Source organism: Pseudomonas fluorescens HK44 (assembly GCF_000217955.3).
Taxonomy (GTDB): Bacteria; Pseudomonadota; Gammaproteobacteria; order Pseudomonadales; family Pseudomonadaceae; genus Aquipseudomonas; species Aquipseudomonas fluorescens_AQ.
The window spans coordinates 171565-192039 of sequence record NZ_AFOY02000008.1 but is presented as its reverse complement, the minus strand read 5'-3'; the positions used below and the strand labels follow the sequence as shown (position 1 = coordinate 192039).

Annotated in this window: 16 protein-coding genes and 1 pseudogene; 2 read left to right on the top strand and 15 right to left on the bottom strand. The window is 58.4% G+C overall.

Annotated elements, in window-relative coordinates:
* Positions 1–151: 151 nt before the first annotated feature.
* Positions 152–1957, bottom strand: coding sequence for a lipid A export permease/ATP-binding protein MsbA (msbA, locus tag HK44_RS07405; RefSeq protein ID WP_019691468.1), 1806 nt, complete (start codon positions 1955–1957; stop codon positions 152–154).
* A gap of 159 nt (positions 1958–2116) precedes the next feature.
* On the opposite strand from msbA, the gene HK44_RS07400 reads away from it, so the two are divergent.
* Complete coding sequence (locus HK44_RS07400) at positions 2117–3970, top strand: bifunctional O-antigen ligase/aminoglycoside phosphotransferase family protein (protein WP_019691467.1); 1854 nt, start codon at positions 2117–2119, stop codon at positions 3968–3970.
* A gap of 37 nt (positions 3971–4007) precedes the next feature.
* Here HK44_RS07400 and HK44_RS07395 read toward each other — a convergent pair whose 3' ends face one another.
* From HK44_RS07395 to HK44_RS07355, 9 genes and pseudogenes are all read right to left on the bottom strand, one after another.
* Positions 4008–4733, bottom strand: a complete 726-nt coding sequence (locus HK44_RS07395; protein ID WP_019691466.1) for a glycosyltransferase family 25 protein — start codon at positions 4731–4733, stop codon at positions 4008–4010.
* 56 nt (positions 4734–4789) lie between these two features.
* Entirely contained in the window at positions 4790–6046 is a 1257-nt protein-coding gene (locus HK44_RS07390) for a capsule polysaccharide export protein (protein ID WP_024264797.1), read from the bottom strand.
* 59 nt (positions 6047–6105) lie between these two features.
* Complete coding sequence (locus HK44_RS07385) at positions 6106–6990, bottom strand: glycosyltransferase (RefSeq protein WP_019691464.1); 885 nt, start codon at positions 6988–6990, stop codon at positions 6106–6108.
* Complete coding sequence (locus HK44_RS07380; RefSeq protein ID WP_019691463.1) at positions 6987–8141, bottom strand: glycosyltransferase; 1155 nt, start codon at positions 8139–8141, stop codon at positions 6987–6989. The genes HK44_RS07385 and HK44_RS07380 overlap by 4 nt, the downstream gene beginning before the upstream one ends.
* Positions 8138–8413 (bottom strand): annotated as a pseudogene (locus HK44_RS07375) (DUF6625 family protein); the annotation flags it as partial. The pseudogene HK44_RS07375 and the gene HK44_RS07380, both read right to left, overlap by 4 nt.
* Before the next feature lie 139 nt (positions 8414–8552).
* Positions 8553–9965: a PIG-L deacetylase family protein gene (locus tag HK44_RS07370; protein WP_024264796.1), complete on the bottom strand. Its 1413-nt coding sequence runs from the start codon at positions 9963–9965 to the stop codon at positions 8553–8555.
* A 20-nt stretch (positions 9966–9985) separates the two neighbouring features.
* The gene (locus HK44_RS07365) at positions 9986–10882 is read right to left on the bottom strand and encodes a GNAT family N-acetyltransferase (protein ID WP_019691460.1); all 897 of its coding nucleotides are present in this window, start codon (positions 10880–10882) and stop codon (positions 9986–9988) included.
* Positions 10882–12012: a glycosyltransferase gene (locus tag HK44_RS07360; RefSeq protein WP_019691459.1), complete on the bottom strand. Its 1131-nt coding sequence runs from the start codon at positions 12010–12012 to the stop codon at positions 10882–10884. The genes HK44_RS07365 and HK44_RS07360 overlap by 1 nt, the downstream gene beginning before the upstream one ends.
* Positions 11996–13753: a carbamoyltransferase family protein gene (locus tag HK44_RS07355; RefSeq protein WP_019691458.1), complete on the bottom strand. Its 1758-nt coding sequence runs from the start codon at positions 13751–13753 to the stop codon at positions 11996–11998. Before HK44_RS07355 ends, HK44_RS07360 begins: the two co-directional genes overlap by 17 nt.
* Positions 13754–14266: 513 nt before the next feature.
* Between HK44_RS07355 and HK44_RS07350 the strand changes: the two genes are divergently transcribed.
* Positions 14267–14638 carry a DUF6124 family protein gene (locus tag HK44_RS07350; protein WP_019691457.1) on the top strand — a complete coding sequence of 124 codons (372 nt, stop codon included), beginning with the start codon at positions 14267–14269 and terminating at the stop codon, positions 14636–14638.
* Between the two features lie 365 nt (positions 14639–15003).
* Here HK44_RS07350 and HK44_RS07345 read toward each other — a convergent pair whose 3' ends face one another.
* From HK44_RS07345 to waaC, 5 genes are all read right to left on the bottom strand, one after another.
* On the bottom strand, positions 15004–15882 hold the full coding sequence (locus HK44_RS07345; protein WP_019691456.1) for a DUF3800 domain-containing protein: 879 nt from the start codon (positions 15880–15882) through the stop codon (positions 15004–15006).
* A gap of 147 nt (positions 15883–16029) precedes the next feature.
* Positions 16030–17487 (bottom strand): lipopolysaccharide kinase InaA family protein, encoded by a 1458-nt coding sequence (locus tag HK44_RS07340; protein ID WP_019691455.1) that lies wholly within the window; start codon positions 17485–17487, stop codon positions 16030–16032.
* Positions 17487–18293 (bottom strand): lipopolysaccharide core heptose(I) kinase RfaP, encoded by an 807-nt coding sequence (gene rfaP, locus HK44_RS07335; protein ID WP_019691454.1) that lies wholly within the window; start codon positions 18291–18293, stop codon positions 17487–17489. Before rfaP ends, HK44_RS07340 begins: the two co-directional genes overlap by 1 nt.
* Positions 18290–19414: a glycosyltransferase family 4 protein gene (locus HK44_RS07330; RefSeq protein WP_019691453.1), complete on the bottom strand. Its 1125-nt coding sequence runs from the start codon at positions 19412–19414 to the stop codon at positions 18290–18292. Before HK44_RS07330 ends, rfaP begins: the two co-directional genes overlap by 4 nt.
* Positions 19414–20475, bottom strand: coding sequence for a lipopolysaccharide heptosyltransferase I (gene waaC, locus HK44_RS07325; RefSeq protein WP_019691452.1), 1062 nt, complete (start codon positions 20473–20475; stop codon positions 19414–19416). Before waaC ends, HK44_RS07330 begins: the two co-directional genes overlap by 1 nt.

Here is a 20475-nt window from a genome sequence, read left to right as displayed (position 1 = left end):
AAGCCAATGATTCATGCGCGAACCGTAGCAGGCGAAATACGGAAATTTATTTAGACATAGTCAAGACTGTAAAGATCTGGACACAAACGCCCTGAGCGCATTGCACGCCGAGGCGGCTTCAGGGTGAGCATGGCTCACCCTGAAACGGGAATCAGACGATACCTTGCGGTGCGGGCTCATCGAGGCCCAGTGCATTCAATCGAGCGTAATAGCCATTCTTCGCCAGGAGTTCGGAATGGGTACCGCGCTCGACAATCTGGCCCTGATCCATGACCAGGATCAGATCGGCCTTCTCGATGGTCGACAAACGGTGAGCTATCACCAGCGTCGTACGGCCCTTCATTACCTGATCCAGGGCGGCCTGAATATGCCGCTCGGATTCGGTATCAAGGGCCGACGTCGCTTCGTCGAGAATCAACAACGGGGCGTTTTTCAGCAGCGCCCGGGCAATCGCAAGACGCTGACGCTGGCCGCCGGACAACAGCACGCCGTTCTCGCCGACCTGGGTGTCCAGGCCTTGAGGCAACTGCGCAATAAAGTCCATGGCATAGGCATCCTTCGCGGCTTTCTCGACATCTTCACGGGGAGCGCCAGCGAGGTCGCCATAGGCAATGTTGTTGGTCACCGTGTCACTGAACAAGGTGACATGCTGCGTCACTTGAGCAATATGCCGACGCAGGTTCAGCAGTTTGTACTCCTCGACTTCAATCCCATCGAGAAGAATCTCGCCTTTATCGTGGTGATAGAAACGCGGAATCAGATTGGCCAGCGTCGACTTGCCGCTTCCTGAACGCCCCACCAGGGCAACCATTTGCCCAGGCTCGACAGAAAAGCTGATGTCATCGAGCACCTGACGGTCGGTACCCGGGTAGGTGAAGCTAAGGTGACGCACCTCGAGTCGACCCGTAACGGAGTCACGCTCGATACTGCCTCGGTCGACTTCGGGCGTCACATCCAATTGCTCGAAAATGCTCTCGGCCCCGGCAACGCCCTTCTGAATCGTCGAACTGACTTCCGAAAGCTGCCGAATCGGTTTAGGCAGCAAGCCGGCAAGGGTGATGTACGCCACCATGTCGCCCGCCGACGCATCACCGCGCAGGGCCAACACCAGGAACATCAACACCGCCATGGCGGTGTAGATCACCAGTTGCAACATCGGTGTGTAGATGGCACTGGTACGGGTCATGCGCAGCTGCTTGTCAGTGTTGCTCTGGCTCGCGCGCTTGAATCGGGCGCGCTCATAGATTTCACCGCCGAAGCTGCGGACCACGCGATACCCCTGGATAGTCTCGGAGGCCACATGGGTCACATCGCCCATTGCCACCTGGATCCTCTTGCTCTGCTTGCGGAACTTGGAGCTGGCGCGACTCACCATGAACGCAATCAGCGGCAAAATGGCAACCATCACCAGCGTCAGACGCCAGTTCATGATCAACAGGGAGACAAACAGGAAGACAACCGTCATGCCCTCCCGGAACACGACCTTGATCGCATCTGTCGCCGCTCCCGTGACCATGGTCACGTTGAAAGTGATGCGTGAGATCAGGTGCCCGGAGTTGTGCTGATCGAAGTAACGATTCGGCAGCACCAGCAGATTGTTGAACAGTTGCACGCGCAAATCATGTACCAGGCCCAGCGAAACTCTGGCCAGGAAGAAGTTGCCCAGATATGAACCCGCACCCTGCCACGCGGCGATCAGGATAATCAGCAAGGGGACGGCATGCATTAATGACAGATCGCGCAGATAGGGTATCGAGGGAAATAGCGCGGCCTCGGGATTGGACAAGCCATCAACGAAATACTTGAGCACGTAGCCAAGCATCGGCTGAGTCGACGCGAAAATCAGAAACCCGACAATACTCAGAATGAACAGGCCGATATAAGGCCGCACATAACCAAGGAGTCGGAAGTAGATTTTCAAGCTCGAAGGGCTTGCGCAGAGACTGGAGTCGGTCATATCACGCGAAGTATTCAAAAAAAGGATGCTGACTTTATCACAGCTTCTTCCGGTCTCAGCCGGGATCGTTCAAACGGGTGGCCCGGCGGTAATATTCCGCAGGACCACGATAGACAGATACGTTAGTATCACCGGCCCTCAATCGGAATACAGTTCAGTATGCCATTCAGCAGGATCAACACCAGAGCGAGCCGGGTTTTCGATTTTATTTGCCTGTGGATGCTGCCGCTGGGCTTTTTTCTTTTGCTTTGCGGACTGTTTTTTCTGCCTACGCGCGGCAGCTATCAAAAGCTGTTTTACGGCCTCGTGAGCACCCCCGCCCTGATCGCCCTGTGCATTCGCCCCTGTGAACTGAAGAACCTCCTGCGAGAGCCGCTGGTTCAGGTATTCCTGCTTTACTCCGGCTGGGCGCTGCTGTCACTGAACTGGAGCCCTACGCCAGACAGCCTGTTCAGCCTGACAAAACCACCGCTGTATATTTTCATGCTCTTTGCTGGCGCCAGCCTGCTGCTGCGCTACCGTGCTGAAAGCTTCAAACTCGTCCTGCTGGCCGCAGCCCTGGTAGCGTTGGCCGCCAGCGTATTCAATCTTTATATTTTCCTGTCGCACTATGCACCGGGCGACCGGATGATCGGCGGGGGGGCCTTTGACAACCCTTTGCTCAGCTCCCACCTGTTCGGTTTTTTCTGCACCTACTGGTTCTTTCTGGGCATGACCGTGCGCAATCCAAAGCTGCTGCTCGGCATTTTCCCGGCCTTTCTGATCATGTTCGCGGCCGCCCTGGCAACGGGCTCCAGAACGCCTCTGGTTGCCATCGTCATGGCAGGCCTCTGGCTGGCATTCATTTGCTGGAACCGTCGTTCATTGCTGTTGCTAGCCATCATGGGCGTCCTTGGCGCAAGCCTGCTGGCCGCGTTACCGGACATGCTCCTGGCGCGCGGCGACTCCTACCGCTTCGAAATTTGGAGACAAGCGCTGCATCTGATCGCTGATGCGCCCTGGACTGGCCATGGTTATGACGCGACGCTGAGCATTGATCCGGGGGTTGGGTATCCCTTCCGCGAACCTCATAGCTTTGCCTTGGGCGTACTCTTCTATGTCGGCATCATCGGGTTCCTGCCCTGGCTGACCATGCAGCTACTAGGGCTGTTCAACTGCTGGCGCCAGCGCTCGCAACCGCTGTTTATCCTGGCGTCGACCCTGATGGTATTCGGTATAGGGGCCAGCATGGCAGAGGGTGGCGACATCCTGTACACCCCTCGGGAACATTGGTTCCTGCTGTGGATACCGCTGGCACTGATGGCTGCGCTGAGCATTGCCCAGCGCACGAACCGCCTGTCGAAGCTTTCGGTTCGCAGTCTCTCTGCCGACGACGCCCAACGCATGACCGTCAACGCATCGGTGGTCGAAGAAGACGGCCTTGGGCCCAAAGTCCTCAAACTCGAGGATGGCAGTTTTCTGAAGCTGTTCCGTGCCCGCCGTTGGCATACCTATGGCAGCTTTTATCCCTATTCCGAGCGCTTCGCCGAAAACAGCCAGCGCCTGGCCCGTACCGGCCTGAACACCCCACCGATCCTCGATCTGTACCGCTTACCCAATGGCAGCAGCGCCGTACGCTACCAGCCCCTGACAGGCAGAACCCTGCGCCAGGTGCTGCAAGCCATGCCCAGCGTGAGTATGCGCCAGGCACTGGTGCAACGTTTTGGGCGCTTCCTGGCAGAACTGCACGAACGCGGGGTCTATTTCCGCTCATTGCACCTTGGCAACGTTCTGTTGCTGGAGGACGGCGAGTTTGGCCTGATTGATCTGGCCGACTTGCGCCTCCTGCCCTCCTCCCTGAATCTGGAGCTTCGTCGACGCAACCTGCGCCATATGCAGCGTTACACGGAAGACCGGCGCTGGCTGTTCGACGCGCATTTTACCGACCTGCTTCAGGGCTATGCCCTCCTGGCACCGGACAACGCCGTCAAATGCATGCACAAGCAAGTGCACTCCCTTGGTTTGGCGAGCTGATTGAACCTGCGGCGCCTCCCCAGCTACTGCCGGCACATTATCCGAGCAGGCCGTAGCGAAGGCGCGCAGCCAGCCGGCCCAGGAGTTGTCGGGTCTTGAGCTTGGGCTTGCGTACTACCTGCTCGATATCACTCATGACCATCAGGCTCTGTCGGGCCAGCAGGGGGCGCACAAGGAACGCGCGAGTCGTGGGCAGAAGGTTTTCCGAGTAATACCAGTCGAGCGGCAACCCACTGAGAGGCGCCTCCTGCAGGATCCGATCATAGAGCTCTGCCTTGACCACATAAGCATGAGCCAGGCGCACCCGGCTGACCGCCACCAGGTTGGCTGACACCTTGCGCGCCTGCCCGCCCTTTTTCAGCGTACCCCCCAAGTACAGCATGGTCCAATCCCGCGACAACAACTGTGCCGGCACCCGACGCAGGACCGCAGGCGCATAGGACTCAAACTCGCAATCGTCCTCCAGGACCAGCACCTGCGGCCAGCCGCGAGCCTTGGCCATGGAAATCACCGCAAGATGGCTGCGCATGCAGGCCCAAGTAGCCCGCAACTTGTGCTCGAACCTGTCGCTGTCGCCATCGACGCGCAGCAAAAATTCGCGCAATTGCGGCGAAGGCAAATCATCGTCCAGCCGATGCATCGACACTGCACTGAAACGCTCGGCCTGCAGCCCCAGACCGTGCAAGTGTGCCTGTATGCGAGCCCAGCGATCCTTCCTGCTGTCGAGATTGATGACGCAGGCATGTGTAAAAGGCCAAATCATTTTCCGTTCACCACCACAACCATGATTATTAAAGTGCCAGGCCTGCCTCGCAGCCCCTACTCAACAGTGCCGTCAAGCACCAGAGAAGGCACAGGCTCTGCCTGTAACAGGTCGACCAACAACCCGACGGTGGTGTCGAGCCCATCAACCCCGTGCGCCAAGTGAAACTCGGCAAATTTCCGGGCCCGCTCCTGGCACTGCAGATAGTTGCCTTGAATCCAGACTACCCGCGCGGCCAGCTCTGCAGTCGTGGTGATGCGCTCGCCCAGGAAGCGCTCCTGAGAAAAAATGTCGTGATGCTCTCCAACATTGACATAAATGACCGGGCGCCGCGCCAGCGCCACCTCGATCACTGCGTTAGACATAATGCTCACAACGATCGAAGCCTGCTCCAGAGCAGCGGCCAGACCGACTCCACGGTCCAGAACCTGCACGTTGGACAGTGCCGCGGCCGCGCCGTGCCAAAACGACACCTGGCTACGCGGATGCGCCTTGATCAGCACCTGGTACTCAGGGTGCTGCGCCGCCCAGTCGCGCAGCAGGGCGTAGGTTCGCTGGTAGCTGCCCTCCTTCTCTTTGTCCGGGCCAACGCCCAAGACCAGCAGCACCTGCCGCTCAGGGTCGGGCGGCGGCAGGTCGTAGGCTGCGTCAATCATGTGCGAACCGGACAGCACTGCATTCGAACTGCCGAAGCGTAGCGGTCGCGACTGTAGAGCCTCTAGCGAACTGCGGCCGAACATGAAGTAATAGTCGTAGTCGTTCATACCCAGGCGACTCGAAGACTCGACCGTCGTCGCATGCGCCAGGTGTACCAGCAGGTGATGGTGCCGGTTCAGCGCCAGGCGCAGGAAAGGCGCATACAAGCTACCGTTACGGTCGTTGAGCAGAATCTTCGGCTGATGGTGAGCCACCAGCCACTCGGCATGCGCGGCATAGCCAAAATAGCGCAGCGGCACCGCCTGCTGCGGATGCTTGAGCAGACGCTGGGCAAGAATAGTCCTCGGCACCTGCAGCGCGGTTTCCACCAGTGAGTGACCGCTAGCACGCAGGGCCGCGATCAGCAGTTTCTTGCGCTGCAAGGGAATGACTTTGGATGCTGACTGCAGCAACAGGAAATCGCAGGGCTCGGCCACGACTTCGGCTGCCAGGCACGCACGCGCCCTCCAGCCAAACAACCAGTCTATGCAAGCGTCCCGGCCAAAGCGCAAGAGGCTGCCCAGCCAGGAATGACGCTCGCGCAATCGCCGCCAGCGATAGCGGTCCAGGGCATGAGCCTTGTCGGCCCAGCTGTTGCCAGTAACATCCTGGATCATGCCGACCTCAACAGACATTTCTCCAGAAAGCGTTGAATCCAACCCACTGCATTGCCCTCTCAGTTTTTTTCCAGAGGGGAAAAATACAACCGCCCCAATCCGCGCCAGGTCTTTGCAGACCAGGCTTTGAAAGGGATCTGAGCCAGCAGCTCACGAGCCAGCACCCGATCGCGATTAGCTGTCTTGAGGAACATCGAGTTGAGAAACTTGTAACGCACCTCGTCATACAACGGATGATCGCTGAACAGCGCGTAGGACCGCAGAATGTTGTCGACCATGAAACGATGATTCTTGTACGAGTTGGTCGCGTGCTTGCGATAGCGCGCCATCAGTACATTCAGACCATCGATGAAGTAACCGGCGTGAGTCACCTTCAACTCGATCAGCAGGTCCTCCAGACGAATGTTCGGGTCGAAACCACCTACCTTCTCCAGCGCCTCACGCCGAATCATCAGTGTCGGGGCCGGCGGATAGGGTTTGCGTTCGAGGAACATGTCATCGAAGTCCAGGCGTCGGAACGGTACATCCCGGCGTTGACGCTTTTCGGGAAAGAGGTTGCCATCGGCGTCGATCAGTTCGATGTTGCCAGCGCAAATACCGACCTCAGGCTTGCCATCCATGTAAGCGACCTGAGTCGCTATGCGCTCCGGCAACATGATGTCGTCAGAACCGAACGGGACGATCAAGCTGCCTTTGGACCGGGTAATCGCACCATTGAGCGTGTTGGTCAGCCCCTGATTCTGCTGAACCCGGAAGTCGAACGAGTGCTGTTCCTGCAGTCGCTGGATACGCTTGACGCTGTCATCTGTGGAACCATCATCGATAACCAGCAATTCGATATTCGAATAGGTCTGATTCAGGACGCTGAGAATACTCTGCTCAATGTACGGGCCGTGGTTATAAGAAGCGATGATCACCGTCACCACAGGTTGATCGTCTTTCATACCTCCCCCTTGCGCGCCTGACTCAGCCCTGACTCGATCAATTGCAGATACTCCTGACGGAACACGTCGATATCGTGCTGTTCTTGCAGATAACGGTAGGTCAGCTCCCCCTTGGCTTTGAGCTCCTCATCCGACAGCCCCAGATAGGTATCCAGCGCCTTGACAAGAGACGGGACGTTCGCCGGCTCGACAGCAAGACCACCCGCGCCCTGAACAAGCGGAAGCATGGCTGGCACATTCGAGGCAATCACCGGCAAATGGCCGCTCATGCCTTCGAGCAATGCCAGGCCCAATCCCTCGGCCAACGAGGGCATGGTCCAGATATCGAATGCGCGAACATACTGCAGAGCGTTTTCCTTGAACCCCAGGAGATGTGCGCGCCCGCTCAAACCCAATTGCTCAATTTCACAGGCCAAACGGGCTTCTTCGCGACCGGCACCGATGATCGCCAGCTGCGTCTGGGGGTATTTGTCTTTGAGCGCGGCAAAAGCCTGCAATAAGTAGGTATGACCTTTAACGGGTACCAGACGCCCAAGCGCGCCGATCAAGCGTACCGCTGGATCAAGCCCCAACAACTCGCGCGAACGCTCACGAGAGTGCTGCAAACCCTCAGCCTGCTCGATATCGATGGCATTGGTAATGGCGTAGGTATTGCCGTCGGTGAAGCCGCAATCACAATCCAGCAAGTACTGTTTGACCGCTGGCGACACGCCGACAAAACGCCAGTGGTTGTCGATGAGGTTCTGGGCCTGACGTCGGCGGTAAAAACGGTCGTACTCGCCGAAGCCATGGGAGATGCCGATACACAATGGTATTTTCAGCCAGCGATTGAGTTGCAACAGCATGTTCACCGGCTTGAAGCGATTGCAGATGACCACATCAAACTTTTCTTTTCGGCAAAACTGATACAACCGCCACATGGCTCGCAGGCGCATCCCCTTGAGCGACTTGTCGGAGAACTCGAAATAGACCGAGTGCTCGGCACGGCTCACGGCCTCATCCTGCCCCGGTCGGCCACGCAAGAACGCCGCTGTTATTTCATAACGTTCTACCGGAAGGGCCTTGACGATCTGCTCCGCGAGATCGGCAAAATCGTGTGCTTTGACGTTGTAGTCAGGTTGCAGCTGCAAGACCTTGAAACGCTGATTCATGACTCATCCCCGATAAAACCTGTTGCGTCAATGATCCAGGCCGGCTTCGCAGCCAGGTCTTTTACGTATTCAGGATCAGGCTCGGCCATCCGTGACCACTCATTGCGCTTCCAGCAATAGAAGTGAAAATACGGAAACGAACGGTCACCGTCCCGATCATTGGTCAAACACCCCTCACGCCAGTACCAACGCAGGGGAAAATCATCAGTGCCATCGTGCCACTTGATATGGCCGCCAGGGGTACTGAACGCTTCGGTAAATTCACTGCGCCGGCAGCTTTCGAGAAAGAACGGCATCCAGAACGGCCAGCGACCGAAATAAGGAATAAGAAAAAAAATGCGCGAAGACGGATTATTCACTGAGAGCTCACTACAGAGAAAGAATACGAAGCAACGCTATACCCGCGCGTCTTTATTCATGTTTCAAAACCCAGAACAGCTCATGACGCCTGACCGCCTTGCGAAAGAACTCGTTCTCGCCATAAGGCGAGCCTGAGCGCCCTGCCAACAGACGCTGCAACCCGCGACGCAGGCGACGCTTGAACGGCGCACGCGGCTGCAAGTCATGCATCATCCCCAGCGCCATGGCCTTGTCGCGCTGCTGCTCGATCGACAGTGCCAGGCAATATGGCTGCAGCACATACGCTTGATCAAACACCGGCGGCAACGCAATCCCGGCCTCTGAATCACCCATTGGCCAGCGATCATTGTCGTGCAGGTGGTTCGCGTAACCGAGCAGTGTAGTCGGCTGCCACTCAAGCCCCTTCAAGGCTTCCAGCACCGCATGCTGCGCACAGATGTGATCGGGATGAGGATCCAGCGAGGAGTGCGGCAGAACGATCACTTCAGGGCGCGCCTTGAGCAACAGCTCGCGCAGATCGGCCAGCAGGTTATTCCAGGTCGGCGCACCATCGCGATCACCGGGCAAGGCAAACGGATTGAGTTGGCGAAACAGTCGCGTGTCGCTCAGATCCGCTTCACGCGAGCCCACCGGTTGATCCGGCGCCGCCTGCATGGCTGGCAATTGCAGGCAGAAATACCCCAATTGCACACACCGCGACTCAGGCACGCCAGCCCAGCGCGGCACCGCAATGCTGTCCCAGGCGCGTAAACGGCCTTTGATGCGCGCCGCCTCGACGGCGTTCAGCCCCATCTGCCGATAGTGCCCGGCTTCGATTTCTCCGGCGGTCAGCGTGACGATCCAGGCCTCGTCGGCCTGACTGTACAAACCGAAAGCCGCCAGCTCCGCATCGTCGGCGTGAGGCGCGATCACCATCACTCGCTGACGGCGGTAATCAGGGTGTTCGAACGACCGGAGCACGGGCTCGCCGAGCAACCGGCAGAAACGCCCGCGCACACGCAAATCGCCCTGCGACAGAACGCCCGCCTGACCACTGAGGTTGAGGTAACGCAGGCCGTCTACCCCACGCTCGAAGGCTTGCCGGTCGGGATTATCGCCACCCGACAACTCGACTGAAGGATCGAAAAAGCGTCCCAGCCAGGTGCTTTTTACCCGCAGCGCCAGTACCAGCGTGGTGTCGTCGGTCAGGATGACGCCGTCGTCCAGCAGCAGACGCGCACCGTCCAGTCGGACCTTGGGTTGCTGCGTGTACGGCGGGAAGCTGTACTGGTAATCGTCCTTGGGCGAGTAAAACAAATGGTCGGCGAACCACGCTTCATGGGCGACCCAAGCCAGGACCGCGAGTACCGGCGGCAGCCACCAGGTGACCAGCACGCCAACGGCAATCAACAGCAAAACGCCGATCAACAGACCGATGCGCTTGTTACGTCGATGACGCTTGAGCAGTTGCTGTTTGCGACTGATGGGTTGGCTCATGGTCTGGCTCATACGGTGAACACCGGCACAGGGTTGCACCAACGGTCCTTGTATTCACGATCGGCACGCCCGAAGGAAAAGCGCAGCGGCTTGTCGATTGCGCGTGCGTGCTCCCAGGCGCTTTGGGTATTGAGAAAACTCAATACGCTGCCGGGGCTGAACTCGCGAGTCTCGGGGGCGACGCCACCGTTGATGTACTCGACGCTGATCCACTCCGGCGCTTCAACCCGGTAGACCAACTGAATCGCAATCGGCGCATCGTTGAGAAAAATCACCGAGCCGATCAACAGCTCGCGCAGCAGCTCGAGCACCTCGCTCATGCGCGGCGCACCGGTCGCCGGGAACCCCCAACGACGCTGGAACAAATCGCAGTAGATCGCCGCCAGTTCCTGACTGGAAAAGTCGCTGACCGGTCGTATCACGCCACCGGCCTCTTCCAGCAAACGCAGTTCACGGCGCTGGTTGTAGCGAAACTTCTTCGACAGTTCTTCAGGTGTGCGGGCCATGGCCAATTGTTCGGTTTGCAGCTTGAGACCGGCAAAGCGACCTTCATTCAGCGCCGACAAGTAGCGCCCGCGGTGACGCAACAGCGCTTGCGCGTCGGCCGCAGCCGGCAGGATGAACTCGGCGTTGCCGAGATCGAACAGCCCCTTCTTGCCATTACGCTTGAGCACGTCTTTGGACAATGCCAGGTCGCGGCCCCAGGTCGGGATCGCGGCTTTCAGTTCGCCACCCTGCTCCCAGGCCAGGTAACGCACCGGGATATTGGCCAGTTGCGCCAGACGTTCGACCACCAGTGGATGAGTTGCGACGCTACCGCCAAAACGCTGCCAGGCATCGCTGTACGTCGACGCATCGACAACGGACCAGCCACGCTCGCGCCAGCCTTGAATTCGGTTGAGCATCAGGCCCTCGCCGCCAGTTCAAGGACGTGCGGCAGACGCCAGAACGCCTCGCGCACGGCGCGGTCCGAGAAACGCTCGCGCAGGCGATCAAGCATCATCTCGGCGCAGACCTGGCGCTCATGCTGATTCATCACGGCCAGGTGTTGCAGCCCTTGCGCCAGATGCTCGGCATCCCCCAGCGGGAACAAAATACCGACACCTTCGACCACCTCCGCAGCCCCGCCGCACGCGGTGGCCAGCAACGGCACACCGGCGGCCATGGCTTCGAGCAGCACCATGCCGAACGGTTCGTGGTCGGAACTCAGGGCAAACACATCGAAGGCCCGGAAGTAGCGACGCGCCTCCGGGACCTGACCGAGAAACAGCACGCGGTCACCCACACCGAGTTCGCGGGCCAGCTCCTTGAGCTTCTGCTCCAGACGGCCACTGCCAAGAATCGCCAGCTGGCTGCCAACCGGCAAATGCGGCAAGGCCAGGGCAAAACCGCGCAACAAGGTGGCCTGGTCCTTGTCCGGGTGCAGGCGGCCGACGTTGCCGATCACCCACGCATCCGGCGACAGGCCCAAGGCGTCACGCGCCTCATCGAAGGACACCTGAGTGGCCTGCAAGGCGTCGACATCGATGCGGTTGTAGAGGGTTTGAATCCGCGCCGCCGGCCACTTCGGCAAGCAACGGCGCATGTCGTCGCGGACCGCATCGGAAACCCCGAGCAGGCTCAGGCGCTTGCGAAAAATATGCGCGAACAGCTTGCGCGTCCGCCGCTGGTAATCACCAAAGCCGTGATGCACGCCGATCACCGGCAACGCCGTACCGAGCAAGGCAATGTAGATTGGCTTGAAACGGTGGGCGATACAAAAACTGAAATTGCGCGACTGGGCGATTTTGCGCAAATCGGCAATCGCTGAAAGCTTCAGGCCACGAATGGCCTTGGAGCTGTATTCCATGAACAGCACTTCATCAGACGCACAACCTGCTGCAACGTCAGCATCGGCGACCCCGGTGAGAAACACCGTGGTCACTCGATAACCAGACCCTGCAAACAGGCTGGCGTACTGTCGGACGCAGTCCAGGAACGGCCCGTCATAGCCGTGACAGAACTGCAGCACATGGCGTTCAGCCGAGCGTGTCATAAGCGTCCGCGCCGTCTTTGACCACCAGAATGTCTTCCATGATCAGATACTGTAGATCGGAACCGAAGAACATGTTCAGGGCGTCGGTCGGCGAGCAGATCATCGGCTCGCCACGGCGATTCAGCGAGGTGTTCAGCGACACACCGTTACCGGTCAGCACTTCCAGCGCTTTCATCATGTCGTAGTAGCGCGGATTGTATTCGCGCTTGAGCACCTGGGCACGGGACGTACCGTCTTCATGGACGACTTCCGGCACGCGGGTTTTCCACTCTTCAGCCACTTCGAAAGTGAAGGTCATGAACGGTGCCGGGTGATCGATCTTGATCATCTGCGGCGCCACAGTGTCGAGCATCGACGGGCAGAAAGGCCTCCAGCGCTCGCGGAACTTGATTTGATGGTTGATCCGGTCAGCCACGCCAGTGGCGCTTGGGCAACCGATGATCGAACGACCGCCCAATGCACGCGGACCGAACTCCATGCGCCCCTGGAACCAGGCCACCGGATTACCGTCGACCATGATTTTGGCGATCTTCTCCGGCATGTCGTCGAGCTTGCGCCACTTGGGTGCGCTCGGGTGACGGGCGCAGGCCGCAATCACGTCCTCGTTGCTGTACGACGGACCGAGGTAAACGTGTTCCATTTTCTCGACCGGAACACCTCGGGCGTGAGACACGTAAGCCGCAGCCCCCACCGCCGTGCCGGCATCACCGGACGCAGGCTGCACGAACAGCTCTTTGACGTCGTCGCGAGCGATGATTTTCTGGTTCAGCTTGACGTTCAACGCACAGCCGCCGGCGAACGCCAGCTTGCCGGTTTCCTTGAGCACGTCGCCCAGGTAGTAGTCGATCATCTGCAACGCGAGTTTCTCGAACAGCGCTTGCATGCTCGCGGCGTAATGGATGTACGGTTCGTCAGCGATATCGCCTTCGCGTTTCGGGCCCAACCACTCGATCAGCTTGGGCGAGAAGTAGAAGCCCTTGCCCTTTTCTTTGTAGCGACGCAGGCCGATGACGTTGGCGTAATCGGTGTTGATCACCAGCTCGCCGTTTTCGAACGACGCCAGGCGGGAGAAATCATATTTGCTGGCGTCGCCGTACGGCGCCATGCCCATGACCTTGAACTCACCGTCGAGCATTTCAAAACCGAGAAACTCGGTGATCGCGCCGTACAGGCCACCGAGGGAATCCGGGTCGAAGAATTCCTTGATCTTGTGGATCTTGCCGTTCTGGCCATAACCGAAAAAGGTCGTGGCGTACTCGCCCTTGCCGTCGATCCCGAGGATCGCGGTTTTCTCTTTGAAACCGGAGCAGTGGTAGGCGCTGGAGGCGTGAGCCAGGTGATGCTCGACCGGCTGGATCTTGATTTTTTTCGGATCGAAGCCCAGTTGCTCGAGGCACCAGACAATCTTGTTGCGATAGCGCTTGTAGCGACGGTTGCCCATCAGGATCGCGTCAAGCGCGCGATCAGGGGCGTACCAATAACGCTTGGCGTAGTGCCAGCGGGCCTTGCCGAACAGGCTGATCGGGGCGAACGGGATCGCCACTACGTCAACGTCGGAAGGTTTGATGCCAGCCTGTTCCAGACAGAACTTCGCCGATTCGTAAGGCATGCGGTTCTTTGCATGTTTATCGCGTACGAAGCGTTCTTCTTCAGCAGCCGCGACCAGCTTGCCGTCGATGTACAAGGCTGCGGAAGGATCATGGCTAAGGGCGCCGGACAGGCCAAGAATCGTCAATGCCACAGGGGTCTAGCCTCTTAAGTCTGCATGCAGGCGACGTGCGCCTGGAAATAATGTGTCCTCGCAAAAGGGCGAGAAACAGCTAAAGGGCGGGATTATAGCGTAAAGATGGCGGGAATGACCCAGAGGTTGTTTGACGCACAAAGTTCATATTCAACAGGACACAGCAAGCGACGACGACAAAAAGAACGATGTTTATAAAGCCTGTAGGTTTCAGGGAAGCATCCGACATGTTTTTCAGGTTGCTGGTGGGAAGCCGCGTGACTAGTCTCTGGTGGTCGCTGCCCATTCAGCGACCGGGTTTGACCGTCCGTGTACACTCTAGGCGCACAGCGTCCACTGATCATGAGCAGACGCTTTTTTTATGTCTGTCATTTCATGCTATGGCAGCTGTGCGCGGGATACCTTCGGGTATGCCGGGTTCCTAGAGTCCCGGTCGGTCAACCCGCGTACAGTTGCCACCCTAATTCGTTTGACCGCGGACGGTGGCAGCCCCACTACTCTAGGAGCTTGATCATGCATAAAGTCACTCCAAATCCCCCTGAAACCCCAAGCACTTCCCCGTACGCTTCCACCGACTCCAACAAACTCCACGACGCCGCCGAGCGGGCGCTGGATCACTACCTCAAGCCACCGTTCGACAAGGGTAACCTGCCCGACAAACGTCCCTCCAACATCTTCGCGGTCATCCCCGATCTGGATAACGAAACCCTGCTGGCGCATGCCTCGGAAACACTCGCCTCGGTCAATGTGCTGGCCAGCGATCTGGCGTTCGAACTCGAAGGCACGCGCCGGCATGTGGTACTGGTGATTCAGCAGATGGTTTCGTTGGGGGAACTGTTGGTGAATCGGGCGCTGGATAATTACGATCAGCCAGAGGCACCGTAACACCCCACGGTGGGAGGGTCGCCCGGCCCGTCCCACCGTTTTGATCTGTGCATATCCGCGAATGATTGCGGTCGCTCCCACGCGCAGCAAAGGAATGCCGCCCTGGACGCTCCGCGTCCCTTCACCACGTGACGCAGAGCGTCACAGGACGCATTCCCACGCAGAGCATGGGAGCGATCCAACACTTGGATGCGAGATTATGTACCCTAAGCCCTAGAGAGTCAGACACACTCAATGAAGACCCGATACCGGTCTTTCAGTTGATATTGCTTCTGGGCCCCACATTGACAGCGTAGGGCTGTCGACATAGACTCTGCCGCAAATGGACTGGGGGATCCCGGTCGGCGTTGCGGCCTCGGTGAGTTTCACCGGGGCTTTTCGCTTTCTGGGAGAGGGAAAATCTTCAAACCCCAGTTTTCAAAACCCTCTCCTACATTGTTACGCCCACCACTGCAGTAGAATTTGCGCTTGAGCACATCAAATGCGCGATTTTCTTGGCCTGCCCGCAAAACGCTCATTCCAATTGGCCTTGCAACAAGGTCAGCCAGTTGAAGCCCCGTGGAATTCACTTGTTTGGTAGCAAAAACAATGTCAAATGGAAGCTGGATACCCAAACGGTTAGCTCCATCGCACATACGGCGAAACTCCAACTCCAGTTCGTTATCCTCCTTTTTCCCTCGACGCTCGAAAATCACATGAGTCAGAGCACTCTCTTGATTTTTTTCCTTCAGAAACTCGTAGAGGGTTTCCAGACAAAACCCTAGCGCCACATGGTAAGGATTATGAACCGGACCTTGCTTATCGCGAAGGCTCGCCTTATCGATCACGCAACTAATCAATATAAAATTGCTCTCCTCGATGATATTAGTTAACTCGTCGAGAAAGGCATGCTTGTGCTGCCGAGATGTGAACAAGCTAGAAAACGCGCCCTTCTCCTTACGGATTTCCAACTCATGCAAACCGATCAAATCATGCCCCATATGATTGAACTTGAATTTTTGCAGCGCTGGAATAACCTTTTCACAATAGTGTCTTTTATGAAAAACACAAAACGCCAAAACAAACATTGGGTAGTTGATATCCAACGTCTGCATCCCATGATCACCGCTTTCATCAACATAGATAATGAAATCGCTGTATTTCCCTTTGGGAGGCAATAACTTCTGTGCCTCAGCACTTGATTCGGCTTCAGTTTCGCTCTCAAAGAGGAAAAACTGTTGGGATGGCAAGGTGGGGTTTGGCATGGAGTTATTAATCCCTAGCTTTTTCGAGTACGTACACTAGTAGTTGAGAACCAAAGCACGCCATTTCTCGATCCTTTTTATTGACCTTCTATGTGCACACCAAGACACCTGATGCTTCGAGACACCATTTTGATTTTGCACTCCCGCCTAACCAAACTGCCCAACGTCAGCACTTCTAGGCAAACGCTGATCAATCACTCGATACAGCGCACTGCTCTCAGGCCAGTTACGCATGAACCGCGCCCGATCCCGCGCATACGCCGGAGCGAAACTACTGGCCGAACCGTGCTGACACATCGAATCCAGGTCAATCAACGACCAGCGATCCTTGTCCCAAAACAGATTATGCCCCTTGAAATCCCCATGACTGATGCGCTCGCGAATCAGCTCGGCAAACAAGTGATCAAGCGCCAGCAACTCGGCTTCAGGCGCATCACCGCTCTCAACGAACGGCGCAAAGCGCTCGATGATGTCCGGCCCCGACAAATACTCGGTAACCAGATAGGCCCGACTGCGCAACCAGAGAAAACGCTTTTCCAGCAGCGCCAGCGGTTTCGGGGTGGCAATGCCGAGGAATGCCAGGCGATTGCCTTCGCGCCAAGAATGCCAGGCACGGCTCGGGCGCCAGAAGCGCTTGAGCCAATGAGCAACGCCCTTGATGTTGTAGCGTTTGACCAGCAGCGTGCGACCCGCCACCTCGACCTTGCCAACACTCGCCGCGCCGCCGGTCTTGTACAGATGCCCCTGATCGAGCAAGGCATCGGCCTGCGCCAGCACCGGCAGCATGGCCGCTTCTTCTTCGCGACGAATCGCGCGCAAACTGAACGCCCCGCGCTGCACGCTGAACAACGTGCAGTCACGACCGACCTTGATCAGAAAGTCTTTCAAACGCCAACTGCGGACCTTGTCGACCTGCTTCTGCAAAGCTTCCAGTGGCAAGGCGTGCTCGCCGTTGCTCAACAGGTAATACACCAGCAATTCTTCGGTGAACGGCTCAAGCGATTTGGGCAACTGGGCGAAAAACACCCCGAGGTTTTCCAGGACTTTCTGTCGGGACAACGGCTGCCCCGCCTGCTCGACACGAATACCCGCACCATCGATCAAGTACAGCTGGCCGCCGTGGCGCAGCAAGTTGTCCAGGTGCAAGTCTTCCTGCCACAGGCCCTTGCTGTGCAATTGACCGATGGCCGCCAGCGCCTCGGCCAACACTGCCGCTTGCTCGTCCGCCAGCGCCGGCAGTGCTTCGACCTGTTTCCAGGCGTCGCCGAGACTTTCGGCGCCTTCGAGAAATTCGAACAGCAGCCAGCCACCCTCGCCGTCTTTCAAGCCATCGGCCAACAACAACGGCGTGGTCAACCCTTGAGCCGCGAGCAGGCGTACGCCATCCAACTCACGCTGAAAATGCCTGGCAGCCTTGCTACCCACCAGCAGTTTGGCCAGCACCGGACGTCCACGCCAAACAGCGGCGCCTACATAACGCTGGCCCGGCAGAACCCGCAGCACGCTGAGCAGTTGCAACTGGCCCGGCCCTGCGGCGTCCGCCAGCTCTATGCTCAATGGCAGGCCAGGCGTGCGACCGAGGTCTTTCAGTTCAGACAAACGCATCAAAGCGCATCTCCATAGCGCTGTTTGCGCTCATAAAGCTTGCTGGCCTTGCCCTCGAGCCACACCAGCAACGATGCCTCTTCGCGCAGAATCTGACGCAAGGGCTGCTGGAAGTAACCTTTGAGAAAACGCAACTTGTCGCGCCGTGTCAGGCCGATATCCAGCGCCGAGAAATACAACGCCGCCAGATCCTTGTTACGCCAGCGCCGGGTGATCGCCCGGCGGGTCTGGGCACGGTGCAAATCGATCACCGAAAGCTTGAAATCATCGGCCTTCACCGGTTTATCGGTGTGCAGCAGAAAGTGGCAGATGTAGCAGTCGCGGTGATTGACCCCGGCGCGGTGCATCATGCCGGTCATGCGCGCCACTTCGGCAATCAGCGCCCACTTGAGTTTTGGCTCTGGCGGCTGCTTGACCCAATCGATGCTGAAGTCTTCCAGGCTGATGGTCGGCGCCAGTTCTTCGGTGACGATAAACGAGTGCTGGTCCGCCGGGTTGCTGCCGCGCTCGCCGTAAGCGACGGCGGTCATGGTCGGCACACCAACTTCCTGCAAACGCTGAATGGCCCGCCATTCCTGGCCGGCACCGAGCACCGGCAGCTTGGCAGTGAGCAGATTCTTGAAAATCTCGCCCCAGCCAATGCCCCGGTGAATTTTCACAAAGAAGCCGTTCCCGGCCACTTCGGTGCGCAGGGTCCGGCGAGCTTCGAGCTCACGGTAAACCTCGCCCTTCAGGCCTTCGACTTCGGTGAACGCATCGCGCCCGGCCCAAAGGCTCTTGAACGGTTCGGCAAGAATCAACTTCATCGGTGTTGCTCCGCCAGAATCACATCCGCCGCGTGCTGCGGCATGCTGTAGAGATCGGCCGTGTCAGCGAAGGCCAGGCCATTACGGCTCCAGGCCGCACGCGCTGCGTCGTCGCTCAACATGGTCGTCAGGTACTGCGTGAGTTGCGCCTGTTCAAACGGTTCGTCCAGCACCAGGCCGCCGTCGGCTTCGGCGATGTAATGCGCATAACCGCACACCGCACTGACCAGCACCGGCAAGCCGGCCACCAGCGCTTCAAGCAATACCGTCCCGGTATTTTCGTTGTACGCCGGGTGGATCAACAGGTCGGCACCGAGCAGGAAGCGCGGGATATCGCTGCGGCCCTTGAGGAACTGCACGGTATCGCCGAGTCCCAACGTGGCACTCTGTAGCTGGAATACTTTGGGGTCGTCCTGGCCAATGACAAACAGCCGGGTACGTTTACGCAGTTCCGCTGGCAACGCGGCCAGCGCCTTGAGGCTGCGATCGACACCTTTGGTCTTGAACCCGGACCCGATCTGCACCAGCAACAAGTCGTCGTCGGCCAGGGAAAATTCGCGACGGAATTCAGCGCGAATTTCAGCCGCATTGGCCGGCGCACGGCGGTCCAGGGCAATGCCCGGTGGCAACAGGTGGAAGCGCTCAAGCGGTGTGTCGTAATGCTTGATGAACAGCGGCTGCTGGACTTCGGAAATCATCAACACTTCGGTTTTCGCATCTTTGGCGAACACTGCGCGCTCGTACTCGGCGAAGTGCCGGTAGCGACCCCAGCGCCGGTAGAGAGCATTGCGCAGGGTCTGCGCCTTGTCCTCGAAACAACCATCCGCAGCGTAATAGACATCGAGCCCCGGCATTTTGTTGAAGCCGATCAGCCGGTCCACCGGACGCTTGGCCAGGTCGACTTCCATCCAGGCAGTCAGCTTCTCGTTACGGCGATGATTGAAGATCGCCTTGACCGGCGCCACCAGCACTTCGAAACCCGGCGGCACATCGCCTTCCCAGATCAGCGTATAGACACGGATCTGATGCCCACGCTGCTGACATTCCAGGGCGATGCGCATGAAATCGCGCTGCAACCCGCCAAACGGGAAATATTTGTAAAGGACAAAAGCCAATTGCATCAGCGCAGCTCCTCAGCCATTAACAACGTGCTCAGTCGGCTCGCGACACGCTCGGGGTTCAGGCGAGTGAAGCACAGCGGCCACTCGCGCTTGAGATCGAACCGACGCTGATCGTCAGCGGTCGGTTGGTAAGAACATTTTTTTTGCAGGCACGGCGCACACGGGAAGTCACTCGCCAGGTGCACCTGGCTTTTGCCATAGGCACCGGTCAGGCCCGGATTGGTCGGGCCGAACAGCGACACCGTCGGCACGTCCAGCGCGGCGGCCAGATGACCGAGACCGGTGTCGACTGCCACGCAGGCTTGCGCACCGGCCAGCACTTTGGCGACGCCGGCCAGGTTCAATTTGGGCAGCACTTCGGCATTGCGCAGCCCCTTGGCGATGCGCTCAGCCCGGGCCTTTTCGGCCGGGTTGCCCCACGGAAGTTTCACCGCCATGCCAAGGTGGCCCATGCGTTCGGCCAACTCACGCCAATACGCTTCCGGCCAATGCTTGGTGTCCCACGTCGTGCCGTGCAGGAACAACACGTAAGGATTCTTGCGTGGCAACTCGACCAGTCGTTCGACGTTCAGGCCGTAATCGCCAAGCCCTTGCGGCAGGTCGTAGCCCAGCGCCACGGCGAACAACTGACGCACTCGCTCCACCGCGTGTTGACCACGTGCCACCGCCAGACGGCGCGAATAAAAGCGCGCGGCGATGGGCTCACGGGCAGAATTTTTGTCCAGCCCAGCCACGGGGGCACGGACGTATCGGGTCAGCCAGGCGCTTTTGAGCAGACCCTGAGCATCGATCACCAAATCGTATTTCGTGGCACGAACGCTTTGCTTGAAGCGTTTCCACTCGCCGCTTTTGATGGTTTGCCAGAGGTTCCTGCGCCAGCGACGGATCGCCACCGGAATCACCTTGCCGACAGCCGGGTGCCAGGTCGGGATCTCGGCGAAGCCTTCTTCCACCACCCAGTCGAACTTGATGCCCGGGATCGCCCGTGCCGCGTCGGTCAACGCCGGCAACGCATGAATCACGTCGCCCAGCGAAGAAGTCTTGATCAACAGTACCCGCAA